This is a genomic window from Pseudomonas sp. NFPP02, assembly GCF_900119355.1.
Classification (GTDB): Bacteria; Pseudomonadota; Gammaproteobacteria; order Pseudomonadales; family Pseudomonadaceae; genus Aquipseudomonas; species Aquipseudomonas paracarnis.
On sequence record NZ_FPJI01000001.1, the window covers coordinates 15120 to 40027 of the forward strand.

The following is a 24908-nucleotide window of genomic DNA, read 5'->3' on the forward strand; positions in this document are numbered from 1 at the left end:
ATTTCAAATGACCGCCTTCCAAGCGTGTGACCCGCTGCCAGACGCACGTTCCGGTTGCCAGGGTGAGTTGGCAAGGGGCGTCAGGCAACGGGTGAAGAAGGCAAATCGGTACAGGTCCGGCCAGGCCGGCAGAGAAAAATGTCAGGCGCGCCAACGCCAACGGGCGTGTGCCTTGACTACTCGCATCAAGAGTTTGCTGATGATCAACACGGGGAGGGTCTCATTCATACGTTCAGGCACAGTAACGTAGGCTCGCCAGCGGTGCAATATGGAGCCGCAAATACGGGGGCCAACGTAGGCAGATTCCACATATCCCTACAGAAAATGCTAGAAATTTTGCTAGTGTTTCACTTCCAACATAAAAACAACCGAATGGAATCTTGCATGCTCAGACCAGCGTTTTTCACGCCCCTTGCCGGCTGCCTCCTGTCATTGGCCTGCGCCCAGGCGTTCGCAGCCCCGTCACCTTATTCAACCATGGTGGTTTTCGGCGACAGCCTGGCTGATGCAGGCCAGTTTCCCGACGGTTCGGCCGGTGCCACGTTGCGCTTTACCAATCGAACCGGGGCGAACTTCCAGGGTGAGTACGGCCTGGTCTCCTCAACCCTATTGGGTGCCAAATTGGGGGTAGCCCCCAATGACCTGAATGCCTCCACCTCACCCGTTCGCGCAGCCCAAGGTTTGCCAGACGGGAACAACTGGGCAGTGGGTGGTTACCGTACCGACAATATCCTCGACTCTATTACCTCAGTCTCCGATGCTGCGATTCCCCCCGGCAATGCCGGTGGTGGCACCGTGTTGCGCAGCCGGCAGGGCTATTTGCCGGCCAATGGTGGGAGAGCTGACCCGAACGCGCTCTACTTCCTTTCCGGTGGGGGCAACGACTTCCTCCAAGGCCGGGTACTCAGCCCCGCTCAAGCGGTCGCCGCAGGTGGGCGTCTGGCGGACAGCGCCCAGGCTCTGCAACAGGCCGGCGCACGCTACATCATGGTCTGGATGCTACCCGACCTGGGGCTGACGCCAGCCATCAACGGCACCCCACAGCAAGCAGCGACCTCGGCCCTGAGCAATATTTTCAACCAGTCCCTGGTACAGCGCCTGTCACAAGTGGATGCGCAGGTTATCCCGCTGAACATCCCGCTGTTGTTGAACGAGGCTTTCGCCGATCCGGCCCGCTTCGGCCTCGCCACCGGCCAGAACCTGACCGGCACCTGCTTCAGCGGCAACAGTTGCACCGCCAACCCAACCTACGGCATCGGCGGTACCAATCCGGACCCGACCAAGCTGATCTACAACGACTCGGTCCACCCTACTGTGGCCGGGCAACGCTTGATTGCCGACTACGCCTATTCGCTACTCGCCGCGCCGTGGGAACTGACCTTGCTGCCGGAAATGGCCCAAGGCACATTGCGCGCCCACCAGGACGAGCTGCGTAACCAATGGCAAGCAGACAACGGCAGTTGGCAAGCCGTCGGCCAATGGCGCGCCATAGTGGCCGGCGGCGGCCAACGCCTGGATTTCGATGATCAGAGCAGCTCGGCCAGTGGCGACGGCAGCGGCTACAACCTGAATATCGGTGGCAGCTACCGGCTCGATGAAAACTGGCGCGTGGGCGTTGCCGCTGGCCTGTATCGGCAGACCCTCGAAGCCGGTGCCAATGATTCGGACTACAAGCTCAACAGCTATATGGGCACGGCTTTCGCTCAGTATCAGCAAAATCACTGGTGGGCCGATGCCGCATTGACCGGCGGCAAGCTGGACTTCGACAGCCTCAAGCGCAAGTTCGCCCTGGGTGTCAGTGAAGGCTCGGAGAAAGGTGATACCGATGGCTGGCTCTGGGCACTGAGCGGCCGCGTGGGGTATGACATCGCCACACCGGGCAGCGACTGGCACCTGTCGCCGTTCATCAGCGCCGATTACGCGCGGGTTGAAGTCAATGGTTACTCGGAGAAAAACAGCCGCTCCACCGCCCTGACCTTTGATGATCAACAACGCGACTCCAAGCGCCTAGGCGTCGGCCTGCAAGGCAGCTACCGCATCGCGCCCCAAACCCAGGTTTTTGGCGAAGTTGCACACGAGCATGAGTTTGAAAATGACACCCAGAAGGTGAACATTTCGCTCAACAGCGTCCAGGGAATCGACTTCAAGCTGGACGGGTATACGCCTCGCAGTAATTCTGACCGCTTGAGCCTGGGTGTCAGCCACAAGCTGACTCAGGACCTGGCACTGCGCGCGGCGTATAACCTGAGGAAGGATGACAATTTGACCCAGCAAGGCATCAATGTCGGGGTCAGTCTGGATTTCTAAATACTGCGCAAAACAAATGTGGGAGCTGGCTTGCCTGCGATGGCGGTGGATCAGTCACTGAATATCTCAAGTGACACACCGCAATCGCGAGCAAGCCCGCTCCCACATTTTTTATTCCAGCTTCAGTCTTGTGGAGTTTGCTCTGCCAATGCCACGGCACGGAACATCGCACGACGCTTGTTCAGGGTTTCTTCCCATTCAAGGGCCGGCACCGAGTCCGCCACAATCCCGCCGCCAGCCTGCACATGCAGTTCGCCATCCTTGATCACGGCAGTGCGGATCGCAATGGCGGTGTCCATATTGCCGTTCCAGGCAAAATACCCGACGGCGCCGCCGTAGACACCACGCTTGACCGGCTCCAGTTCGTCGATGATTTCCATCGCACGGATCTTCGGCGCCCCCGACAATGTGCCCGCCGGCAAAATCGCCCGCAGTGCGTCCATCGCCGTCAGCCCGGCCTTCAGCTCGCCGGTGACGTTGGACACGATATGCATCACATTGGAATACCGCTCGATGACCATCTTCTCGGTCAGTTTCACCGAGCCGATTTCCGAGACACGCCCGGTGTCGTTGCGCCCCAGGTCGATCAGCATCAGGTGTTCGGCGATTTCCTTGTCGTCGCTGAGCAGGTCTTCTTCCAGCGCCACGTCGGCTTCTTCGGTCGCGCCACGGGGGCGCGTGCCGGCAATCGGGCGCACGGTGATCAGGTTGTCTTCAACCCGCACCAGCACTTCCGGCGAACTGCCGACGACGTGGAAGTCGCCAAAATTGAAGAAGTACATATATGGCGTCGGGTTGAAGCAACGCAGTGCGCGGTACAGATCAATCGGCGCCGCCTTGAAGTCGATGGACATGCGTTGCGACGGCACTACTTGCATGCAGTCACCGGCGAGGATGTATTCCTTGATGGTATCGACGGCGCGCTCGTAGTCATCCTGGGTAAAGCTTGAGCGGAACACCGGGTCGGCCGCAGGTGGGCGGCTGAGGTCCAGGCCGCGACGCGGGGTGATCGGCTGGCGGAGTTTCTCAAGCAGCGCTTCCAGGTTGGCCTGGCCTTGCTCGAAGGCATCAGCCTGGGCAGGGTCGGCAAGAACAATCGCATGCATCTTGCCGGCGAGGTTGTCGAACACCACCACCGCGTCGGACACCATCAGCAAAATGTCCGGCACGCCCAGCGGGTCCGGGTTCGGGCATTTGCCCAAGCGCTTCTCCACATAGCGCACGCAGTCATAGCCGAAGTACCCCACCAGGCCGCCATTGAAGCGCGGCAGGCCAGCGATGGTCGGCACGTTGTAGCGCGCCTTGAAGGTTTCGACAAAAGCCAGCGGATCTTCTACGTCATGGCTTTCGATCTCCACACCATCATGGGTGATGCTCACATGATGGTCGTGTACCCGCAGCACCGTGCGGCATGGCAAGCCAATGATCGAGTAACGCCCCCACTTCTCACCGCCCTGTACCGACTCGAGCAGGTAGGAGTTGGGCTCGTCGGCCAGCTTCAAGTAGATCGACAGCGGCGTATCGAAGTCGGCCAGGGTTTCGCAAGCCATGGGGATACGGTTATAGCCGGCAGCGGCCAAACGCAGGAATTCTTCGCGGGTCATGAGGTGCCTCGTGGTGTGAGGGTCAAACAGTCAGGTAGGCAAACGTGCCGCAAACGCGGCCAGGATCAGTCAGGCGCGCCAACGCCAGCGGGCCAGGGCCTTGATGACTTTCATCCAGAGTTTGCGAGTGACCACCACGATGGAATTTCCAGAAGGGGACGAATCAATGTCGGGCAACGTTATCTCAGCGCCAGCGCCCAAGCAACCGGGGATTAGCAGTCGCAGGTCATCAATGACCAGCGCTGGGGATTCCTCCGCAATCGGCCGGCCATGGTTGTAACCATAACTCAAGGCCACACACTGCACGCCCGCCGCTTTGGCCGCCAGCACATCACTGCGCGAATCGCCGACAAACAGCGACTGAGACGCCGGAATATTGGCCATTTTCATCACGAAAAACAGCGCCGCCGGGTCGGGTTTTTTCTGCGGCAAGGTATCGCCGCCGATGATCCAGCGGAAGTAGCGCCCGATTTTCATCTGGTCCAACAACGGCGCAACGAAGCGCTCCGGCTTGTTGGTGATCAGGGCCATTTCCACGCCCTGCTTGCTCAACCACTTGAGGGTGTCGCGAACACCGGGGTAAACCACGGTCAGTTCGTGGCTGCTTTCATAAGCGGCATTGAACAGTTCCAAGGCATGCTCTGCCTCTACCTCATCCACACCCGTGGCATCGATGTCGTTGGCCAGGGCCCGGCGCACCAACATCGGCGCGCCATTGCCGACCCACTCGCGCACCGACTCGATGCCTGCCGGCTTGCGCCCCAGCTTGAGCAGCATCTGGTCCACCGCGGCCGCCAGGTCGGGCACCGAGTCGATCAAGGTACCGTCCAGATCGAACATCACCAGCCGTGGCAATTTGCCGGGGAACAACTGCTCAAAACCGCTCATGGACGCGCCAGCGCCAGTTCGGCACGCATCTTGTCGATGACGGCCTGGTAGTCCGGGGCGTTGAAGATCGCCGAGCCGGCCACGAAGGTATCGGCACCCGCTGCGGCGATCTCACGGATATTGTTGACGTTGACCCCGCCGTCGATCTCCAGGCGAATGTCACGCCCCGACGCATCGATCAGCGCACGGGCCTCACGCAGCTTGTTCAAGGTGCCAGGGATGAACTTCTGCCCGCCGAAGCCTGGGTTGACGCTCATCAGCAAGACCATGTCGACCTTGTCCATCACGTACTCAAGCACGCTCAGCGGAGTGGCCGGGTTGAATACCAGGCCCGCCTTGCAGCCGCCTTCGCGGATCAGTTGCAAAGTGCGGTCAACGTGCAACGTAGCTTCCGGGTGGAAGGTGATGTAAGTCGCACCCGCCTCGATGAAGTCACCGACGATACGGTCCACCGGGCTGACCATCAGGTGCGCATCAATCGGCGCAGTGATGCCGTACTTGCGCAACGCGGCGCACACCATCGGGCCGATGGTCAGGTTGGGTACGTAGTGGTTGTCCATGACATCGAAGTGCACGAAGTCGGCACCGGCGGCCAACACCTTGTCCACTTCCTCACCCAGGCGGGCGAAGTCGGCAGAGAGAATCGATGGAGCAATGACGAAGGGCTGCATGACGCACCTTTTTTGAGCTAAATCACGATGGCGCGCATTGTATACCTCATGCTTTGCTGCGCGCACCGTGACCTATCTCAACGGTTAGTAAGCTGCCCGGTAGATTTTTTCGATATCGGCGGCGCTGAGCTTGCGCGGGTTGTTGCGCATCAAGCGCTCAATGCCTGCGGCTTCGCTGGCCATGGCCGGGATGGCGTCCTCGGGCACGCCGAAACTGCGCAGGCCCGACGGGATTTCCACTGCTGCACACAGCCGCGTCATCGCCGCTACAGCCTGGTCGGCAGCGTCATTCACACTCAGCCCGGCGATATTGACGCCCATGGCCTGGGCGATGTCCTGCATGCGCTCGACGCAGGCCAATTTGTTCCAGTGCATCACATACGGCAACAACAGCGCGTTGCTTACGCCATGGGCAATGTTGAAGCGCCCACCCAACGGGTACGCCAGCGCATGCACGGCACCGACGCCAGCGTTGCCAAAGGCCATGCCGGCCATCAGGCTGGCGGTGGCCATGTCGTCACGGGCCTGCAGGTTGGCCGGGTTGGCGTAAGCCTTGGGCAACGCGCTGGCAATCAGCTTGATCGCACCGATGGCCAGGGCGTCGGTAATCGGCGAGGCATTCAGCGACAGGTAGGACTCGATGGCGTGCACCAAGGCGTCCACGCCACTGGCGGCCGTGACACCGCGTGGGCAGGTCAAGGTCATTTGCGGGCTGATCAGCGCAACGTCCGGCAGCAAGTAATCGCTGACGATGCCTTTTTTCAGCTGCGCCGCCTTGTCGGACAGTATCGCTACATTGGTCACCTCCGAGCCGGTGCCGGCCGTGGTGGGGATGGCGATCAACGGCGGGCCTTTGCGCGGCACCTGATCGACGCCAAACAAGTCCGCCAGTGCGCCGTGATAACCGGCATAGGCCGCCACGCTCTTGGCGATGTCAATGGCACTGCCGCCGCCCACACCGATCAGGCCGTCATGCCCGCCTTCGCGGTACGCACGCATGCAGTCTTCGACGATGGCAATTTCCGGATCGGGCAGCACACGGTCGAAGATTTCGTAGGCTCGATCACCCAGATGCTCCAGGGCCAGCGCTACGGTACCGGTCTGGACCAGCGCGGCGTCGGTGACGATCAACGGATTATCCACATCCAGGCGCGTGAGTTCGGCAGCCAGTTGTTCGATGGCACCTGCGCCGGTCAGCAGTTTGTGGGCGATCTTGAATGAGGAAGTACTCATGTGCGCGGCCTCTTATGAATGATGGGCTGGCACAAGAATAGCCGCACCTGGCGTGTTGTCTGCCATTCACTGGTTGAATGGTCGCACCGCGCTCATCAAGGCAGCCAACAAACCGCCGATAACCTGTTGGTAATGAGAACAGCGCCTCATACCCCTGACAAATACCGACCAACCCATTAGGCTGCTGGAATCACTTCTGGCCGGGAATCAACGATGCTTTTTCTTCACCGTTCGGCACTGCCAGCACTGTGCCTGTCACTCCTGTTTACCAGTGTCTTGCCTGTTCAGGCCGAGGATGCGCCCTCGCCTGCCGTCGAAAAACCGGCTGAACGCCAGCCACTGTCCGAGCGTAGCCAACAAGAAGCCAGTGCGCTCGAACGGCAGGTGCCGCTGCAAGAGCAACAGCAATTGCAGGCGGGTAGCGAGTCGTTCCTGGCGCTGTGGAAACCCGCCAACAGCGCCGAAGCCGAGGGTGTGGTGATCCTCATACCAGGTGCTGGGGAGAACGCGGACTGGCCGCAAGCAATCGCGCCTCTGCGGCGTAAGTTGCCGGACGCCGCCTGGGGCACCCTCAGCCTGTCATTGCCTGACGTCAGTGTGGATACCCTGCCGCCACGGCTCATCGAACCGCCGAAAGCGGCGGTCGATACCAGCAGCAAGGAAGGCAGCACCGCTGCCAAGCCGGTCGAACAGGCCGCCAGTGCCGAGGCCGAAGGCACTGACCCGGCGGTGGTGCCGGGGGCGGATGAGCAGGACAAGACCGACGCCAAGCGCATCTTCGACCGTATCGACGCCGCCGTCGCCTTCGCCCAGACCCAAAGCGCCCGCAGTGTGGTGTTGCTCGGCCATGGAACCGGGGCCTGGTGGGCGGCACGCTACCTGAGCGAGAAACAACCCTCCCAGGTGCAGAGGTTGGTGATGGTGGCCGGTAAGACGCCTGCGGCTCGCCAACCAGACCTGCAACAACTGGCGCCGGTCTTGAAGGTGCCCACGGCGGATGTGTTCTATCAAGAAGACGCCCAGGACCGCAAAAACGCTCAGGAGCGACGCCAGGCGGCCAAGCGCTCGAAGAATGACAGCTATAAACAGGTGTCGCTCACGGCGTTGCCCGGTAATAGCGCGGCAGAGCAAGAGCAGTTATACCGCAGGGTTCGCGGCTGGTTGAGCCCACAGGGCGGCGCAGACTGACACTCCGCTATCGGGGGCAACATCGCTTTCTGTAGGAGCGAACTTGCGAAAACGTCAACGATAATGCGTGCTTCCTGAATAAACGCGGCGCCTGGGAGTTTTTCGCGAGCAAGCTCGCTCCTACAATTAGGGCTTGCCCCTCCCAGATGGAGTTGAGTGGCGATAGTCTCAACGAAAATCGCGCCGCTCGCGAATCAGCGCATAGGCGTTATGCAACTCACGGGTTCGTTCAGTCGCTTCCCGCACTTGCGCGGGGCTGGCTCCCGTGCCGGCGATCTTGTCCGGATGGTGACGGCTGAGCAGGCGGCGGTAGGCGTGCTTGATCACCGAAGGCTCAGTGGTTGCCGTCACCCCCAGGATACGCAACGCCTCCTGATAGGCCCCCCCACGATTGGCCACTGGCTTGCGCTCCGGCGCGTAATCGGTCGCCAATGCCTGCAGCTGTTGCGGCGTCCAGCCCAGCCACTTGCCCCACTGGTCGATCAGGTCGCGTTCGGCAGCATCCGCCCGACCGTCCGCCCACGCCATGCGCCAACAGGCGCGCAGCACGCCTTCCGCCGCATGGGGCTGCGTCTTGAGCACCCGCAGGTAACTGCGTACACGGTCACTGCCGGACTTGCCACGGTTGAAGGCGCTGATCGCGCGGCGCTGGGCCGGCTCACTCATATCCAGTGCGCGCATTTCCTGGCGCGCTTGCTGGATATGCCCATCGACAACCCGGCCATTACTCTTGGCCAGGCGTCCCAGCAGCACGAACAACAGTTCGTCGTTGCGCAAGGCCGGACGCCCACCCAGGCGTTCACGTAACTGCGCCCAACTGTGCAATTGCAAGCGACGATCCAAGGCCTGCCCCAGCAATGCCCCCAACAATGCCCCCGGAATACTGGCAATGGCAAAGCCAGCTCCGGCGCCGATCAGCGTCCCTGGCCACAACATCCTACTGCCCCGCTGTCAGCAAGGTTTCGACCTGCGCCAGTCGCTCCAGCGTCCCCACATCCACCCAGCGTCCCGCCATGTGCTCCCCCGTTACCAGACCTTTGGCCATCGCCTCGCGCAACAGCGGGGCCAGCTTGAAGGCACCGGCGCTGCAACCCGCGAACAACTTGGGGTCGAGCACTGAAATGCCACTGAAGGTCAGGTTATCGGCACCGGGCGCGGCATCATGAAGCACACCGTGATCCAGGTAGAAATCCCCGCCCGACGGGTGGTGCGCAGGGTTGTCGACCATCACCAAGTGCGCCAGGCCCCGGATCGGCTGCTTGACCTGAGTGAAATCGTAGTCCGTCCAGATATCGCCATTGACCACCAGAAACGGTTCGTCGCCCAACAGCGGCAATGCCTGGAATATGCCGCCCCCCGTTTCCAGCGGTTCACCCTCCGGGGAGTAGCGGATGCGCAGACCGAACTGTGCACCGTCGCCCAAGTAGCTTTCGATCTGCTCGCCGAGCCAGGCGTGGTTGATCACGATCTCGGTAAAACCGGCCTTCGCCAAGGCTTCAAGGTGATACTCGATCAGCCGCTTGCCGCCGGCTTGCACGAGCGGCTTGGGCGTATGCAGGGTGAGCGGGCGCATGCGCTCGCCCTTGCCCGCCGCCAGGATCATCGCCTTCATACGCTGGCCTCAGCAGGTTCGCGCAGGCTGGCGAGCAATTCGCCCAGGTCACTCAACTCAGGTCGGTCGGCCAGCACCGCTTCTATATAAGCAAAGAAACGCGGTACGTCGGCCAGGTAGCGTGGCTTGCCGTCGCGGTGGCAGATACGCGAAAAAATGCCGATAACCTTGAGGTGACGCTGCACGCCCATCAGGTCGCTGGCACGCAGGAACTCTTCAAAGTCGTCCTGTACGGGAATCCCCAACTGCCCGGCGCGCTGCCAATAGCCGCGCTGCCATTCACGCACGCGGGCCTGGGGCCAACTGAGGAAGGCGTCCTTGAACAGGCAGGTGATGTCGTAGGTCACTGGGCCGTAGACCGCGTCCTGAAAGTCCAGCACGCCGGGGCTCGGCTCACTGATCATCAGGTTGCGCGGCATGTAGTCGCGGTGTACCAGCACCTTGGGCTGGGCCAGGGCGCTGTCGATCAACTGCTGGCTGGCACGTTGCCAGAGGGCTTGTTGCTCAGGGTCGAGGTCGATGCCCAGGTGACGACGCACGTACCATTCCGGGAACAGTTCCAGCTCGCGACGCAATAAGGCCACGTCATAGCTGGGCAACGGCGCATCCATCGGCAATTGCTGGAAAGCCAGCAGCGCGTCGATGGCATCAGCAAATAATTGATCGGCATTTTCACCGTCAATCACGTCCAGATAGGTTTTTCTGCCCAGGTCATTGAGCAAAAGAAAGCCACGGGGCAGATCTTCTGCATAAATTTTTGGCACATTTATTCCCGATTTCGCGAGCAAATGCGCAATATCGACGAAAGGTTTGCAGTTTTCCTGGGGGGGTGGCGCGTCCATGACGACGAACGTATGGGCACCGCCCTCCCATCGAAAATAACGCCTGAAACTCGCGTCGCTGCTGGCCGCGGTCAATGTGGCCGGGGGCACGGGGCCCCAGTCCTGAGCGTTGAAGAGGATCGGCAACTGCTCATCCAGCCAGACTTCCAGCTGTTGTAAACGTAGATCTTGCTCGGGCATTACAAGGGTCTCCGACGGCGCTAGCCGTCAAGCGGGGCATGCTTTATTATCACGCATCTTTTTCAGACCATCGAGAGGCGTGCGGCCCAAACCGCGGGCAGATGGCACGCAGGAAGCCCGGACTAATAAGATGGCATTGAAATCCCCCGCGTTTCGTAGAAAATTTCCGTTGCTGGTAACCGGCAGTCTGCTGGCCTTGCAACCTTTCGCCACCTCATTCGTGGTCGCCGCGGAACAGTATGACTGCTCAGTCTCTGCTTCGGGTGCCTGGGATTGCGCGCCGAAGACCGCCGCCGCCCCATTGCCACCGCGCCCGGTGCATGACGGTGCTGCCGTCAGCTCGGCCAACAGCACGCCGCAAGGCAAAGCTGGCGGCAGCGTCGACGCCGAACCCAAGACCATGCTGGTCACCGAAGCCAAGGGCCGTGGCCTGCGTTCGCGCAGTGCCGACTACAGCCACCTTGACTGGGTACCTCGCGACAAGCTGACCGCAGCACAGCTGGCCGAAACCGGCCCTTACTGCGGCGGCGCCTACATCGAGCCGACTCGTCCTGGCATGAACGACAAGACGAACAAGAGCGATGCGCCGACCTTCATCGGCGCCAAGGCTTCTCGTTACGAGCAGGAGCAGCAGGTCGCTACCCTGGCCGGTGACGTGGTCATGCGCCAGGGCAGCATGCAGCTGGAGTCGGACGAAGCCAGCCTGTACCAGGCGGAGAACCGTGGCGAACTGAATGGCAAGGTGCGCCTGCGCGATAACGGCGCCCTGATCGTGGGTGACCATGCCCAGGTCCAGCTCGACACCGGTGCCGCCCAGATCGACAACGCCGAATACGTGATGCACAAGTCACGCATCCGCGGTAACGCGCTGTACGCCAAGCGTGCAGAAAACGCGATCATCCGTCTCAAGGACGGTACGTACACCACCTGCGAGCCGGACAGCAACGCCTGGCAGCTCAAGGGCAACAACATTACGTTGAACCCGGCCACCGGTTTCGGTACGGCGACCAACGCGACGTTGCGGGTCAAGAACATCCCGATCCTGTACACCCCGTACATCTACTTCCCGATCGATGACCGTCGTCAATCCGGCTTCCTGCCGCCGAGCTTCAGCACCGGCAGTGAGACTGGCTTTACATTGGTAACGCCGTACTACTTCAACCTGGCACCGAACTACGATGCCACGTTGTACCCGCAGTACATGACCAAGCGCGGCTTGTTGATGGAGGGCGAATTCCGCTATCTGACCAAGTCGAGTGAAGGGCAGTTTGGTGGGGCGTATCTCAATGATGATAGCGACGAGCGGAAGAAGCAGACTGATTACGAAAAGACCCGCTATATGCTCAATTGGCAGCATAAAGGTGGGTTGGATTCGCGTCTGACGTCACAGGTGGATTACACCCGGATCAGCGATCCTTACTACTTCCAGGATTTGAAGTCGTATGAGGAAGGGGTTGAGAGCCAGGACTTCCTGAACCAGCAGGGCTCCCTGACCTACCGGGGAGACTCATACCAGGCTCGGTTGAATGTTCAAGCGTACCAGTTGGCGACAATCTCTCAGATCACACCGTATGACCGGCTGCCGCAGCTCACACTCAATGGTCAATTGCCATTCCACCCTGGCGGCCTGAACTTCAGCTATGAAACCGAAGCTGTACGTTTTGATCGAGACTTGGAGAACGGTAATTTCACCGATGAGAACGGCTTGGTTTCGCGTCGATTGGATACCTATGTCACTGGCCTGACCCGGGCAAACGGTACTCGCCTGAATGTTGCACCAGCAGTCGAATATCCGATGAACTGGACTTACGGCTTCGTGACTCCGAAGCTCAAGTATGTTTATACGAAATACGATCTCGACCTTGATAGCATCGGTAAAAATACGCTCGCTCCTGGCGATGAGTTCAAGAGTTCGCAAGATCGCGCTGTTCCTATCGCTAGCATCGACAGCGGCCTGTATTTCGACCGCAAAACCAATTGGTTCGGTAAAGACTATAACCAGACCCTTGAGCCGCGGGCGTTCTATCTCTACGTCCCGAACAAAGACCAAAGCGATATTCCGGTTTTCGACACCAGTGAATATTCGTTCAGCTATGCCTCTCTATTCCGTGATAACCGCTTTGCCGGTAACGATCGGATTGGAGACGAGAACAAGTTATCCCTGGGCGTAACCAGCCGCTGGATCGAAGAAAATGGCTTTGAACGCCAGCGTGTTTCCGTGGGTCAAGCACTGTACTTCAAGGATCGCGAGGTTCAACTGCCAGGAGTCTTGGCCGCTGACCGAGATGACTCCCAAACAGATGTCTCGCCGATAGCCCTGGAATACGCTTTCCGCTTCAACCGCGATTGGCGCGCCACGGCTGACTACAACTGGGACACTGAGAGCCATGCCCCACGTTCCGGCAGCGCGATGTTCCACTACCAACCGGAAGACAACCCGAATAAAGTCGTCAACCTCGGTTACCGCTATCGCAACGACCAAGTGGTTTACAACCAGCTGACCGGCAAATGGCAGTTTGGTGGGGACTACGGCACGCCAGGTCAAGAGAACTACGTGAAGGATTACTACAAAATCCAGCAACACGACTTCTCGATGATGTGGCCGATCATTCCGCAGTGGAATTTGATCACTCGCTGGCAGTATGACTATGCACGCAACCGCACCCTGGAAGCCTTCGGTGGTTTCGAGTACGACAACTGCTGCTGGAAACTGCGCGTCATCAACCGCTACTGGGTTTCCAACGACGAGTACAGCCAGATCGCCCCGCTCAACGAAAAGGGTGACCACGGGCTCTTCTTCCAGATCGTCCTCAAAGGACTCGGCGGCCTGACCGGCGCCAAGGTAGAGAGCTTCCTCGACAAAGGCATTGAAGGTTATCGTGAACGTGAAGACAAAGCTTTCTGAGTGTTTGCGCCCGCTAGTGCTGGGCGCGCTGTTCCTGGGTACTGTTTCGGCACACGCCGCAGTTCAACAGCTGGATAAAGTAGCGGCCATCGTCGACAACGACGTGATCATGCAGAGCCAGCTGGACCAGCGGGTCAAGGAAGTTCAGCAGACCATCGCCAAACGTGGCGGTGGGGTGCCACCGACCAGCGTCCTGGAATCTCAGGTACTGGAACGCCTGATCGTCGAAAACCTGCAACTGCAGATTGGCGAACGTTCCGGCATCCGTATTTCGGACGAAGAACTGAACCAGGCTGTTGGCACCATTGCTCAACGCAACAACATGAGCATTGATCAGTTCCGCGCCGCCCTGGCCCACGATGGCCTGTCCTATGAGGACGCCCGTGACCAGATCAAGCGCGAAATGATCATTAGCCGTGTGCGCCAGCGCCGTGTGGCCGAACGGGTTCAGGTGTCCGAGCAGGAAGTGAAGAACTTCCTGGCTTCGGACCTGGGCAAGATGCAGCTTTCCGAAGAGTTGCACCTGGCTAATATCCTGATTCCTACCCCGGACGGGGCCAACTCTGAGCAGCTCAATGCCGCCGCCGCTAAAACCCAGGCGATCTACGAGCGCCTGAAAGCGGGTGCAGATTTTGCCCAGATGGCCATTGCTCAGTCCGGCAGCGATAACGCCCTCGAAGGCGGTGACATGGGCTGGCGCAAAGCCGCTCAATTGCCACCTCCGTTTGATCGCGAATTGAGCGCCATGGAAGTCGGTGGCATTACCCAGCCAGCCCGCACCCCGGGTGGTTTCATCATCCTCAAGCTACTGGAACGTCGCGGCGGCGAAACCTCGTTGAAAGACGAAGTTCATGTTCGTCACATCCTGGTCAAACCGAGCGAAATCCGCACCGAAGCACAAACCAAGGAACTGGCCCAGAAGATCTATGACCGCATTGAAAGCGGTGAAGACTTCGCCACCCTGGCTAAAAGCTTCTCGGAAGACCCGGGCTCTGCCCTTAACGGCGGCGACCTGAACTGGATCGACCCGAGGGCACTGGTGCCCGAGTTCCAGCAGGTCATGGCCGACACGCCACAAGGTGTATTGTCCAAGCCGTTCAAGACCCAATACGGTTGGCATGTCCTGGAAGTCCTTGGCCGTCGCGCCACGGACAACACCACCCAGGCCCGCGAGCAACAAGCCCTGACCGTGTTGCGTAACCGCAAATACGACGAAGAGCTGCAAACCTGGCTGCGTCAGATCCGTGACGAAGCGTATGTAGAGAACAAGCTGCCAGGCGCCGAGCAAACAGGCACCGACCAGGCAACCCAGTGAAACCCCAGCGTTTCGCAGTGACACCCGGCGAGCCGGCCGGCATTGGTCCAGACCTGTGCCTGCTGCTCGCCTCGCAACCCCAGCCACACCCCCTGATTGCCATTACCAGCCGCGACCTGCTCCTTGAGCGGGCCGCGCAGCTGGGTGTGGCCGTCAACCTGCTGGACGTGGCGCCAGGCAACTGGCCCGACCTGGCGGCCCCCGCTGGTAGCCTGTATGTGTGGGACACCCCGCTACAGGCCAAGGTGGTTGCCGGGCAGTTGAACACGGCCAACGCGGCATTTGTGCTGCAGACGTTGACCCGTGCGGGCCAGGGCTGCATCGACGGCGACTTTGCCGGCATGATCACCGCACCGGTGCACAAAGGCGTGATCAACGAATCCGGCATCGCCTTTTCCGGCCATACCGAATTCCTCGCGGAACTGACCCATACCGCTCAAGTGGTGATGATGCTCGCCACCCGTGGCCTGCGTGTGGCGCTGGTGACCACCCACTTGCCGCTGCGTGAAATCGCCGATGCCATCACTGCCGCGCGTGTGGAGCGTGTCACGCGCATCCTGCACAACGACCTGCAACACAAATTCGGCATTGCCCAACCGCGTATCCTGGTCTGTGGGCTCAACCCCCACGCCGGTGAAGGCGGCCACTTGGGCCATGAAGAAATCGACATCATTGAACCAACACTAGAGCGCCTGCGCCAAGAAGGCATGGACCTACGCGGCCCATTGCCTGCAGACACTCTGTTCACCCCCAAATATCTGGAGCACTGCGATGCAGTGCTGGCGATGTACCACGACCAGGGGCTGCCCGTGCTGAAATACAAAGGCTTCGGCGCCGCAGTCAACGTGACACTGGGCCTGCCGATCATCCGCACCTCCGTCGACCATGGCACCGCCCTGGACCTCGCAGGCAGCGGCAAGATCGATACCGGCAGCCTGCACGTGGCCCTGGAAACCGCCTATCAGATGGCCGAGACCCGTATATGACTGAGCATTACCAACACCGGGCGCGCAAGCGCTTCGGGCAGAACTTCCTGCACGACGCAGGTGTAATCGATCGCATCCTGCGCTCCATCCACGCCAAGCCAGAAGACCGCCTGCTGGAAATCGGCCCGGGCCAGGGCGCGCTGACCCAGGGCCTGCTGGCCAGCGGCGGGCAACTGGACGTCGTGGAACTGGACAAGGACCTGATCCCGATCCTCAACCAGCAGTTCGCCGGCAAAGCCAACTTCAACCTGCACCAGGGCGACGCGCTGAAGTTCGACTTCAACAGCCTTGGCGCTGCGCCCAACAGCCTGCGGGTGGTGGGTAACCTGCCGTACAACATTTCCACGCCGCTGATTTTCCACCTGCTGAACAACGCCGGAATCATCCGAGACATGCACTTCATGCTGCAAAAGGAAGTGGTGGAGCGCCTGGCCGCAGGCCCTGGCGGTGGTGATTGGGGTCGTTTGTCGATCATGGTCCAGTATCACTGCCGCGTGGAGCACCTGTTCAACGTCGGTCCAGGCGCGTTCAACCCGCCGCCGAAGGTCGATTCGGCCATCGTACGCCTGGTGCCGCATGCCGTGCTGCCGCACCCGGCCAAGGACCACAAACTGCTGGAACGCGTCGTGCGGGAGGCGTTCAACCAGCGCCGCAAGACCTTGCGTAACACCCTCAAGGCCCTGCTGAGCAATGCCGAGATCGAAGCTGCCGGCGTTGATGGAAGCCTGCGCCCCGAGCAACTGGACCTGGCCGCGTTCGTGCGCCTGGCTGACCAGCTTGCCATACAGCCTGCATCCGAAGTGGAATAGGCCGTAAGAACTCGATGCAATCCAATGTGGGAGCGGGCTTGCTCGCGAATGCGCAGTATCAGTCACCAAATGTGTAACTGATGCACCGCCTTCGCGAGCAAGCCCGCACACATTTGCTCCGCGTTATACCGATAACGCTTGCCGGCTGCCCGACACATGTCTGGCCTAGCGCCCACCTCTTGGCCTAGACTGACTCGCATCTGCTGTCCTTCGCTTTTAAGGCCTCTTGCATGTCCGATCCTCGCTATCAGATAGACGTCAGCGTCGTCACCCGCTTCCTGGCGGACCAATCGCAACCCGAACATAACCGCTTCGCCTTTGCCTACACCATTACAGTGAAGAACAACGGGCTGGTGCCGGCCAAGCTGCTGTCGCGCCACTGGGTCATCACCGATGGCGACGGCCAGGTCGAGGAAGTGCGCGGGGCAGGCGTTGTCGGCCAGCAACCGTTGATCGACAGCGGCGCCAGCCACACTTATAGCAGCGGCACGGTGATGACCTCCAAGGTCGGCACCATGCAAGGCTCGTATCAAATGAAGGCCACTGACGGCCAACTGTTCGATGCAATCATCAAGCCCTTCCGCCTGGCCGTGCCAGGAGCCCTGCACTGATGGCGACGTATGCTGTCGGCGACCTGCAAGGCTGCCTGGACCCTCTCAAGCGCCTGCTGGATCGCGTAGCCTTCGACCCCGCAAATGATCGCTTGTGGTTGGTGGGCGACCTGGTCAACCGCGGCCCCCAGTCCCTGGAAACCCTGCGCTACCTCTATAGCCTGCGTGATTCTTTGGTATGCGTGCTGGGCAACCATGATCTGCACTTACTTGCGGCCGGCAACAACATCGAGCGCCTCAAAAAAGGTGACACCCTGCGGGAAATCCTCGAAGCCCCGGACCGCGCTCAACTGCTCGACTGGCTGCGCCGGCAAAAACTCATGCACTACGACGAGGACCGCAACATGGCCTTGGTGCATGCCGGTATCCCGCCGCAGTGGACGCTGAAAAAAGCTCTCAAGTGCGCCGCCGAAGTTGAAAGTGCATTGGCCGATGACAACCTGTACACCGCTTACCTCGACGGCATGTATGGCAACGACCCGGTGAAGTGGGACAACGAGCTCACCGGCGTCGCCCGCCTGCGAGTGATCACCAACTATTTCACACGCATGCGCTTCTGCACGGCCGAAGGCAAACTGGACCTCAAGAGCAAGGAAGGTGCCGACAGCGCCCTCCCCGGCTATAAGCCCTGGTTCGCCTACAAGGAACGCAAGACCCGTGACACGAAGATCATCTTTGGTCATTGGGCCGCACTGGAAGGCAAGTGCGATGAGCCCGGCGTGTTCGCCCTCGACACCGGTTGCGTGTGGGGCGGCGCCATGACCCTGATGAACATCGACACGGGCGAGCGCCACGACTGCCAGTGCGAATCCCCCCTTTCCATTACCCAGCCGGCCGCCACCAAGCCATAGGAGCCCGCCATGACCGAATTCAAACGTATCCCCCCCGAACAAGCCCAGGCCCTGCGCGAGCAAGGTGCTGTAGTCGTCGACATCCGCGACCAGCCTACTTACGCCGCCGCCCACATCAGCGGCGCGCAGCATCTGGACAACGTTAACATCGCCGACTTCATACGCGCCGCCGACCTCGATGCGCCGTTGATCGTCGCCTGCTACCACGGCAATTCCAGCCAGAGCGCAGCCGCGTACTTGATCAGCCAGGGTTTCTCTGACGTCTATAGCCTGGACGGCGGGTTTGAGCTGTGGCGTACGACCTATCCTGCGGAAATTTCTTCAGGTGATTCGCAATAATTTTTTTCACACCCCGCTACCCCGCGTGACGCTTGGGCTTGCGCCGTTTCTGACGAACGGCGCAGCCAAACTAATTGCGCATCGCGCCTTGACCTCCCGGATTCCGAACTATCCTTAAGCGCAGGCCATCCGAATCAGGGGAGAGCCGGTACACCGGCGTACGGGTCATCGGTAACGTTTCAGGGTGTTCTGGGGGGAAAACAGCCATTGGCGTGCGCCAATGACTGCCAGCATCGACTGATTGATCCGGCGTCGGCTCCACGTATCGAGCGAGGTGACGACGTCATGAGTATCTTTAGCCACTTCCAACAACGCTTCGCGTCCACACAGCAGGAAGAACTCACGCTTCAGGAGTATCTCGAGCTGTGCAAGCAGGACCGCAGCACCTACGCCTCTGCCGCCGAACGCCTGCTACTGGCGATTGGCGAGCCAGAACTGGTGGAAACCGCCAATAATTCGCGCCTGTCGCGGATATTTTCCAACAAGGTGATCCGCCGCTATCCGGCCTTTGAAGACTTCCATGGAATGGAAGAATGCATCGACCAGATCGTTTCCTACTTCCGCCATGCCGCCCAAGGCCTGGAAGAGAAGAAGCAGATCCTCTATCTGCTGGGCCCGGTCGGCGGCGGCAAGTCGTCCCTGGCGGAAAAACTCAAGCAATTGATCGAAAAGGTGCCCTTCTATGCGATCAAGGGCTCGCCCGTCTTCGAGTCCCCCTTGGGCCTGTTCAACGCCACGGAAGATGGCGCGATCCTCGAGGAAGACTTCGGTATCCCGCGGCGCTACCTCAACACCATCATGTCGCCCTGGGCCACCAAGCGCCTGGCCGAGTTCGGCGGTGATATCAGCCAGTTCCGCGTGGTGAAACTCTACCCGTCGATCCTCAACCAGATCGGCGTGGCCAAGACCGAACCGGGCGATGAAAACAACCAGGACATTTCTGCGCTGGTGGGCAAAGTCGATATCCGCAAGCTGGAAGAATTCCCGCAGAACGACGCCGATGCCTACAGCTATTCGGGCGCACTGTGCCGGGCCAACCAGGGCCTGATGGAATTCGTGGAGATGTTCAAGGCCCCGATCAAGGTGCTGCACCCACTGCTCACCGCTACCCAGGAAGGTAACTACAACAGTACCGAAGGCCTTGGGGCGATTCCGTTTACCGGGATCCTGCTGGCTCACTCCAACGAATCGGAATGGCATACCTTCCGCAACAACAAGAACAACGAAGCCTTCATCGACCGGATCTATATCGTCAAGGTGCCGTACTGCCTGCGGGTCAGCGACGAAATCAAGATCTACGACAAACTGCTGTTCAACAGCTCCCTGGCCAAGGCCCATTGCGCGCCGGACACTCTGAAGATGCTTGCCCAGTTCACCGTGCTGTCGCGCCTCAAGGAGCCGGAGAACTCCAATATCTATTCGAAGATGCGCGTCTACGACGGCGAAAACCTCAAGGACACCGATCCCAAGGCCAAGTCGATCCAGGAATACCGTGACACGGCGGGTGTAGACGAAGGCATGAACGGTCTGTCGACGCGCTTTGCGTTCAAGATCCTGTCCAAGGTTTTCAACTTCGACCCCCACGAGATTGCCGCCAACCCGGTGCACTTGCTCTACGTGCTGGAACAGCAGATTGAACAAGAGCAGTTCCAGGCCGAAACCCGTGAGCGCTACCTGCGCTTCCTCAAGGAATACCTGGCGCCGCGCTACATCGAGTTCATCGGCAAGGAAATCCAGACCGCCTATCTGGAGTCCTACAGCGAATACGGCCAGAACATCTTCGACCGCTACGTGCTGTACGCAGATTTCTGGATCCAGGATCAGGAATACCGCGACCCGGAAACCGGCGAAATCCTCAATCGCGTGGCCCTCAACGAAGAGCTGGAAAAAATCGAGAAACCCGCCGGCATCAGCAATCCGAAGGATTTCCGCAACGAAATCGTCAACTTCGTACTGCGCGCCCGTGCCAACAACAACGGCAAGAACCCCACTTGGCTCAGCTACGAGAAGTTGCGGGTGGTCATCGAGAAGAAAATGTTTTCCAACACCGAGGACCTGCTGCCCGTCATCAGCTTCAACGCCAAGGCCAGCAAGGAGGATCAGCAAAAACACAACGACTTCGTCACACGCATGGTCGAGCGAGGCTACACCGACAAACAGGTACGACTGCTCTCCGAGTGGTACCTGCGGGTTCGCAAATCGCAGTAAGGCAGCGGCAAGCGCGCACTGCCAGGCATCCGGCCTGGCAGTTGACCGCTTGTCTCTAAGCTTCCAGCCCGCGGCTTGAAGCTTGTAACGTGAAGCTGCCCGGAGGGCTCCCCATGAGCTATGTGATCGACCGACGCCTCAATGGCAAGAACAAGAGCACGGTAAACCGTCAGCGTTTCCTGCGGCGTTACCGTGACCACATCAAAAAGGCGGTAGAAGAGGCCGTCAGCCGCCGCTCCATCACCGATATGGAGCATGGCGAACAAATCAGCATTCCCGGACGGGACATCGACGAACCGGTGCTTCACCATGGCCGCGGCGGCAAACAGACCGTGGTGCACCCCGGCAACAAGGAATTCACCACCGGCGAACATATCCAGCGCCCACAAGGCGGTGGCGGCGGCAAAGGTCCGGGCAAAGCCGGCAACTCTGGCGAAGGCATGGATGAATTCGTATTCCAGATCACTCAGGAAGAATTCCTCGAATTCATGTTCGAAGACCTCGAACTGCCCAACCTGGTCAAACGCAACCTGACCGGCACCGATACCTTCAAGACCGTACGCGCAGGGATCAGCAACGAGGGCAACCCGTCGCGCATCAATATCATCCGCACCCTGCGCTCAGCCCATGCACGGCGTATCGCCCTGTCCGGCAGCAGCCGCGCCAAACTCAAGCAGGCCAAGGAAGAGTTGGCACGCTTGAAGCGCGAAGAACCGGACAACTTCGGCGATATCCAGGGAATCGAGGCGGAAATCGAAAAACTCAGCGCGCGCATCCACCGCGTGCCGTTCCTCGATACCTTTGACTTGAAATACAACCTGCTGGTCAAGCAACCCAACCCCAGCTCCAAGGCTGTGATGTTCTGCCTGATGGACGTTTCCGGCTCCATGACCCAGGCCACCAAGGACATCGCCAAGCGCTTCTTTATCCTGCTGTACCTGTTCCTGAAACGGAACTACGACAAGATTGACGTAGTATTCATCCGCCATCACACCAGCGCGCGAGAGGTGGACGAAGAGGAGTTTTTCTACTCGCGGGAAACTGGCGGCACCATTGTTTCCAGCGCACTGAAGCTGATGCAGGAGATCATGGCCGAGCGCTACCCCGCCAGCGAGTGGAACATCTATGCCGCACAGGCTTCCGACGGCGATAACTGGAACGACGACTCGCCGATCTGCCGGGACATTTTGATCAACCAGATCATGCCGTTCGTGCAGTACTACACTTACGTCGAAATCACCCCCCGTGAGCACCAGGCCCTGTGGTTCGAATACGAGCGCATCGGAGAAGCCTTTGCCGACACGTTCGCCCAGCAGCAACTGGTCTCGGCCGGCGATATCTACCCGGTCTTCCGTGAACTCTTCCAGCGCAGGTTAGTGACATGACCGCCAAAAAAGAGAACAAGCGCCAACCCATTTCCACTGGCTCCGAGTGGACCTTCGAACTGATCCAGGCCTATGACCGGGAAATCAGCCGTATCGCGGCGGGTTATGCCCTGGACACTTATCCCAACCAGATAGAAGTCATCACCGCTGAACAGATGATGGATGCCTATGCCTCGGTGGGCATGCCCTTGGGCTATCACCATTGGTCCTACGGGAAACACTTCCTCAGTACCGAGAAGTCCTACACACGCGGCCAGATGGGCCTGGCCTACGAGATCGTGATCAACTCCGACCCGTGCATCGCGTACCTGATGGAAGAAAACACCATCTGCATGCAGGCGCTGGTAGTAGCCCATGCCTGCTATGGGCATAACAGTTTCTTCAAGGGCAACTACCTGTTTCGAACCTGGACCGATGCCAGTTCGATCATTGATTACCTGGTGTTCGCCAAGCAATACATCATGCAGTGCGAGGAGCGCCACGGTATCGATGCGGTAGAAGACCTGTTGGACTCCTGCCATGCGCTGATGAATTACGGCGTTGACCGCTATAAACGCCCCTATCCGATTTCCGCCGAAGAGGAGCGCCTGCGCCAGAAGGAACGCGAGGAGCACCTGCAGAAACAGATCAACGACCTGTGGCGCACCATCCCCAAGCGCGCCGACAAGAACAGCGACAAAGACAATGCACGCTTCCCCGCCGAACCTCAGGAAAACATCCTGTATTTCCTGGAAAAACACGCACCGCTGCTGGAGCCCTGGCAGCGTGAAATCGTGCGGATCGTACGCAAGATCGCGCAATATTTTTATCCACAGCGCCAAACCCAGGTGATGAACGAGGGCTGGGCAACCTTCTGGCATTACACCCTGATGAACGACCTGTACGACGAGGGCCTGGTCACTGACGGCTTTATGATGGAGTTCCTCACGTCCCATACCAGCGTGGTCTTCCAGCCAGGCTTCGACAGCCCGTATTACAACGGCATCAACCCCTATGCACTGGGTTTTGCCATGTACCGCGATATCCGCCGCATGTGCGAGCACCCCACCGAGGAAGATCGCCGCTGGTTCCCGGAAATCGCCGGCAGCGACTGGCTCTCGACCATCAAGTTCGCCATGAGCAGCTTCAAGGATGAGAGTTTCATCCTGCAGTACCTGTCGCCCCAGGTGATCCGCGACCTCAAGCTGTTCAGTATCCTGGACGACGACCTCAAGGACGATCTGGTCGTACCCGCCATCCACGACGAACCCGGCTACCGCATCATTCGCGAAACCCTGGCCGCGCAATACAACCTCGGTAACCGCGAACCTAACGTGCAGATCTACAGCATCGATGTGCGTGGCGACCGTTCGCTGACCTTGCGTCACCAGCAGCACGACCGCAAACCCTTGGGCGAATCCACTGAGGAAGTGCTCAAGCATCTGCATCGGCTCTGGGGCTTTGATATTCATCTGGAAACCCTTCAGGGCGACCAAGTGATGAAAACCCATCATGTGCCACCGCGCAGCGATCATAACGACAACGACTACGGCCGCCTCGACATGGCCGTCGTTCATCTCTGAAACAGCAAAGCCTCCATTGGCCAAACTCAGGCGTTATCCTGTGCCGCTAATGGAGGCTTTTTCATGAAAATCTACAAAGTCGGCGGCGCCGTGCGTGATCGCCTACTGGGCATCAAGGTCACCGATATAGACCGCGTCGTCGTTGGCGCGACGGCCGAAGAGATGCTCGCCAAGGGTTATAAACCGGTGGGCGCCGATTTCCCGGTATTTCTCGACCCGAAGAACGGTGACGAATACGCCCTTGCTCGCACCGAACGCAAGAATGGCCGGGGTTACGGCGGCTTTATATTCCATGCGAGCCCCGACGTTACGCTGGAAGAAGACCTGATTCGGCGTGACCTGACCATCAACGCCATGGCGGAGGACGACGAGGGTAACCTGACCGATCCTTATCAGGGCCAACGCGACCTTGAAGCGCATATTTTACGGCATGTTTCTCCGGCGTTCGCCGAAGATCCCCTCCGTGTACTGCGCGTTGCGCGTTTCGCCGCGCGCTATGCGCCTCTTGGCTTCACAGTCGCCCCTGAGACCCTGGAGTTAATGCGCCAACTCAGTGAGTCCGGCGAGTTGGAGGCCCTTACCCCCGAGCGTAGCTGGAAGGAAATCTCACGGGCGCTGATGGAAGATCAACCCCAGGTATTTATCCAAGTACTGCGTGACTGCGACGCGCTGAAAACCTTGATGCCGGAGGTGGATGCGCTGTTCGGCGTGCCGCAGCCCGCAGCTCACCACCCGGAAATTGACACCGGCGTGCACACCTTGAGCGTGCTGGAACAAGCTGCCCTGCACAAGCAACCGCTGAGCGTGCGCTGGGCCTGCCTGCTGCACGACCTGGGCAAGGGCCTGACACCTGTGGATAAGTTGCCGCAGCACATTGCCCACGAACATCGCGGCTTGAAGCTGATCAAAGCGGTGAACGAGCGTTTCAAGGTGCCGAGGGATTGCCAGGAGTTGGCCTTGCTGGTGGGGCAATATCATACTCACGGGCATCGAGCGCTTGAACTCAAGGCCTCGACATTGCTGGAGTTGCTGCAAAGCTTCGACGTGTACCGCCGGCCGCAACGCTTTGAGGAGTTCGTGGTGGCCTGCGAAATGGACGCTCGTGGCCGCAAGGGTTTTGAACAGCGCAGTTATCCACAGGCCGATTATTTGCGCGGAGCGGCAAAGGCTGCACGCGAAGTGCCGGTCGCGCCGCTGCTAGAAAAGGGTTTCAAAGGCTCCGAGCTGGGCGAGGCGCTCAAGCGCGAACGGTTAAGCGCATTGAAAGCCTACAAGGAAAACCCCTCTCCTTAGGCGATGGCCGTTGTGGCGAGGGAGCTTGCTCCCGCGGGACCGGTCTGGCGCTCCAGTGCGAAGCGCTCCCAAGATAGTGGGGCTGCTGCGCAGCGGGAGCAAGCTCCCTCGCCACAACA

The 24908-nt window shown here is 59.7% G+C and carries 20 protein-coding genes; 13 read left to right on the top strand and 7 right to left on the bottom strand.

Going from position 1 to position 24908, the window contains the following annotated elements:
• The first annotated feature begins 384 nt into the window (after positions 1-384).
• Positions 385-2307, top strand: a complete 1923-nt coding sequence (gene estP, locus BT204_RS00090) for an esterase EstP (protein WP_072445543.1) — start codon at positions 385-387, stop codon at positions 2305-2307.
• Positions 2308-2429: 122 nt separating this feature from the next.
• Here the strand turns inward: estP and trpE are convergent, their stop codons facing one another.
• From trpE to BT204_RS00110, 4 genes are all read right to left on the bottom strand, one after another.
• Entirely contained in the window at positions 2430-3911 is a 1482-nt protein-coding gene (gene trpE, locus BT204_RS00095; RefSeq protein ID WP_034128814.1) for an anthranilate synthase component I, read from the bottom strand.
• Between the two features lie 69 nt (positions 3912-3980).
• A complete protein-coding gene (locus BT204_RS00100) occupies positions 3981-4799 on the bottom strand; it encodes a phosphoglycolate phosphatase (RefSeq protein ID WP_044269436.1) in 819 nt (272 codons plus the stop codon).
• On the bottom strand, positions 4796-5470 hold the full coding sequence (gene rpe, locus BT204_RS00105) for a ribulose-phosphate 3-epimerase (protein WP_003194703.1): 675 nt from the start codon (positions 5468-5470) through the stop codon (positions 4796-4798). The genes BT204_RS00100 and rpe overlap by 4 nt, the downstream gene beginning before the upstream one ends.
• Positions 5471-5554: 84 nt before the next feature.
• Complete coding sequence (locus BT204_RS00110) at positions 5555-6703, bottom strand: iron-containing alcohol dehydrogenase (protein ID WP_057978471.1); 1149 nt, start codon at positions 6701-6703, stop codon at positions 5555-5557.
• Between the two features lie 213 nt (positions 6704-6916).
• On the opposite strand from BT204_RS00110, the gene BT204_RS00115 reads away from it, so the two are divergent.
• Positions 6917-7891, top strand: coding sequence for an alpha/beta hydrolase family protein (locus tag BT204_RS00115; RefSeq protein WP_054920687.1), 975 nt, complete (start codon positions 6917-6919; stop codon positions 7889-7891).
• Between the two features lie 168 nt (positions 7892-8059).
• Here BT204_RS00115 and BT204_RS00120 read toward each other — a convergent pair whose 3' ends face one another.
• The 3 genes from BT204_RS00120 to BT204_RS00130 are packed head-to-tail and all read right to left on the bottom strand — an operon-like array spanning position 8060 to position 10525.
• A complete protein-coding gene (locus tag BT204_RS00120; protein WP_054896801.1) occupies positions 8060-8827 on the bottom strand; it encodes a TerB family tellurite resistance protein in 768 nt (255 codons plus the stop codon).
• A gap of 1 nt (position 8828) precedes the next feature.
• On the bottom strand, positions 8829-9503 hold the full coding sequence (gene murU / locus BT204_RS00125; RefSeq protein ID WP_057978469.1) for an N-acetylmuramate alpha-1-phosphate uridylyltransferase MurU: 675 nt from the start codon (positions 9501-9503) through the stop codon (positions 8829-8831).
• The gene (locus BT204_RS00130; RefSeq protein WP_072445544.1) at positions 9500-10525 is read right to left on the bottom strand and encodes an aminoglycoside phosphotransferase family protein; all 1026 of its coding nucleotides are present in this window, start codon (positions 10523-10525) and stop codon (positions 9500-9502) included. Before BT204_RS00130 ends, murU begins: the two co-directional genes overlap by 4 nt.
• 130 nt (positions 10526-10655) lie before the next feature.
• Here BT204_RS00130 and BT204_RS00135 point away from each other — a divergent pair, with 130 nt between their 5' ends.
• The 11 genes from BT204_RS00135 (at position 10656) to BT204_RS00185 (ending at position 24789) form a co-directional block, all read left to right on the top strand.
• Positions 10656-13430 (top strand): LPS-assembly protein LptD, encoded by a 2775-nt coding sequence (locus BT204_RS00135; protein ID WP_072445545.1) that lies wholly within the window; start codon positions 10656-10658, stop codon positions 13428-13430.
• Entirely contained in the window at positions 13411-14745 is a 1335-nt protein-coding gene (locus BT204_RS00140; protein ID WP_136624693.1) for a peptidylprolyl isomerase, read from the top strand. Before BT204_RS00135 ends, BT204_RS00140 begins: the two co-directional genes overlap by 20 nt.
• Positions 14742-15731 carry a 4-hydroxythreonine-4-phosphate dehydrogenase PdxA gene (gene pdxA / locus BT204_RS00145; RefSeq protein ID WP_072445546.1) on the top strand — a complete coding sequence of 330 codons (990 nt, stop codon included), beginning with the start codon at positions 14742-14744 and terminating at the stop codon, positions 15729-15731. Before BT204_RS00140 ends, pdxA begins: the two co-directional genes overlap by 4 nt.
• The gene (gene rsmA, locus BT204_RS00150) at positions 15728-16540 is read left to right on the top strand and encodes a 16S rRNA (adenine(1518)-N(6)/adenine(1519)-N(6))-dimethyltransferase RsmA (RefSeq protein WP_072445547.1); all 813 of its coding nucleotides are present in this window, start codon (positions 15728-15730) and stop codon (positions 16538-16540) included. Before pdxA ends, rsmA begins: the two co-directional genes overlap by 4 nt.
• A 230-nt stretch (positions 16541-16770) precedes the next feature.
• On the top strand, positions 16771-17151 hold the full coding sequence (apaG, locus tag BT204_RS00155; protein ID WP_003194726.1) for a Co2+/Mg2+ efflux protein ApaG: 381 nt from the start codon (positions 16771-16773) through the stop codon (positions 17149-17151).
• Positions 17151-18002, top strand: coding sequence for a symmetrical bis(5'-nucleosyl)-tetraphosphatase (locus BT204_RS00160; RefSeq protein ID WP_034128824.1), 852 nt, complete (start codon positions 17151-17153; stop codon positions 18000-18002). Before apaG ends, BT204_RS00160 begins: the two co-directional genes overlap by 1 nt.
• Before the next feature lie 9 nt (positions 18003-18011).
• Positions 18012-18341, top strand: coding sequence for a thiosulfate sulfurtransferase GlpE (gene glpE / locus BT204_RS00165; RefSeq protein WP_034128825.1), 330 nt, complete (start codon positions 18012-18014; stop codon positions 18339-18341).
• A gap of 285 nt (positions 18342-18626) precedes the next feature.
• Positions 18627-20549, top strand: a complete 1923-nt coding sequence (locus BT204_RS00170) for a PrkA family serine protein kinase (RefSeq protein ID WP_003194732.1) — start codon at positions 18627-18629, stop codon at positions 20547-20549.
• 113 nt (positions 20550-20662) lie between these two features.
• Complete coding sequence (locus BT204_RS00175; RefSeq protein ID WP_072445548.1) at positions 20663-21934, top strand: YeaH/YhbH family protein; 1272 nt, start codon at positions 20663-20665, stop codon at positions 21932-21934.
• Entirely contained in the window at positions 21931-23496 is a 1566-nt protein-coding gene (locus tag BT204_RS00180) for a SpoVR family protein (protein ID WP_003194736.1), read from the top strand. Before BT204_RS00175 ends, BT204_RS00180 begins: the two co-directional genes overlap by 4 nt.
• Before the next feature lie 63 nt (positions 23497-23559).
• On the top strand, positions 23560-24789 hold the full coding sequence (locus BT204_RS00185; RefSeq protein WP_072445549.1) for a multifunctional CCA addition/repair protein: 1230 nt from the start codon (positions 23560-23562) through the stop codon (positions 24787-24789).
• Positions 24790-24908: the final 119 nt, after the last annotated feature.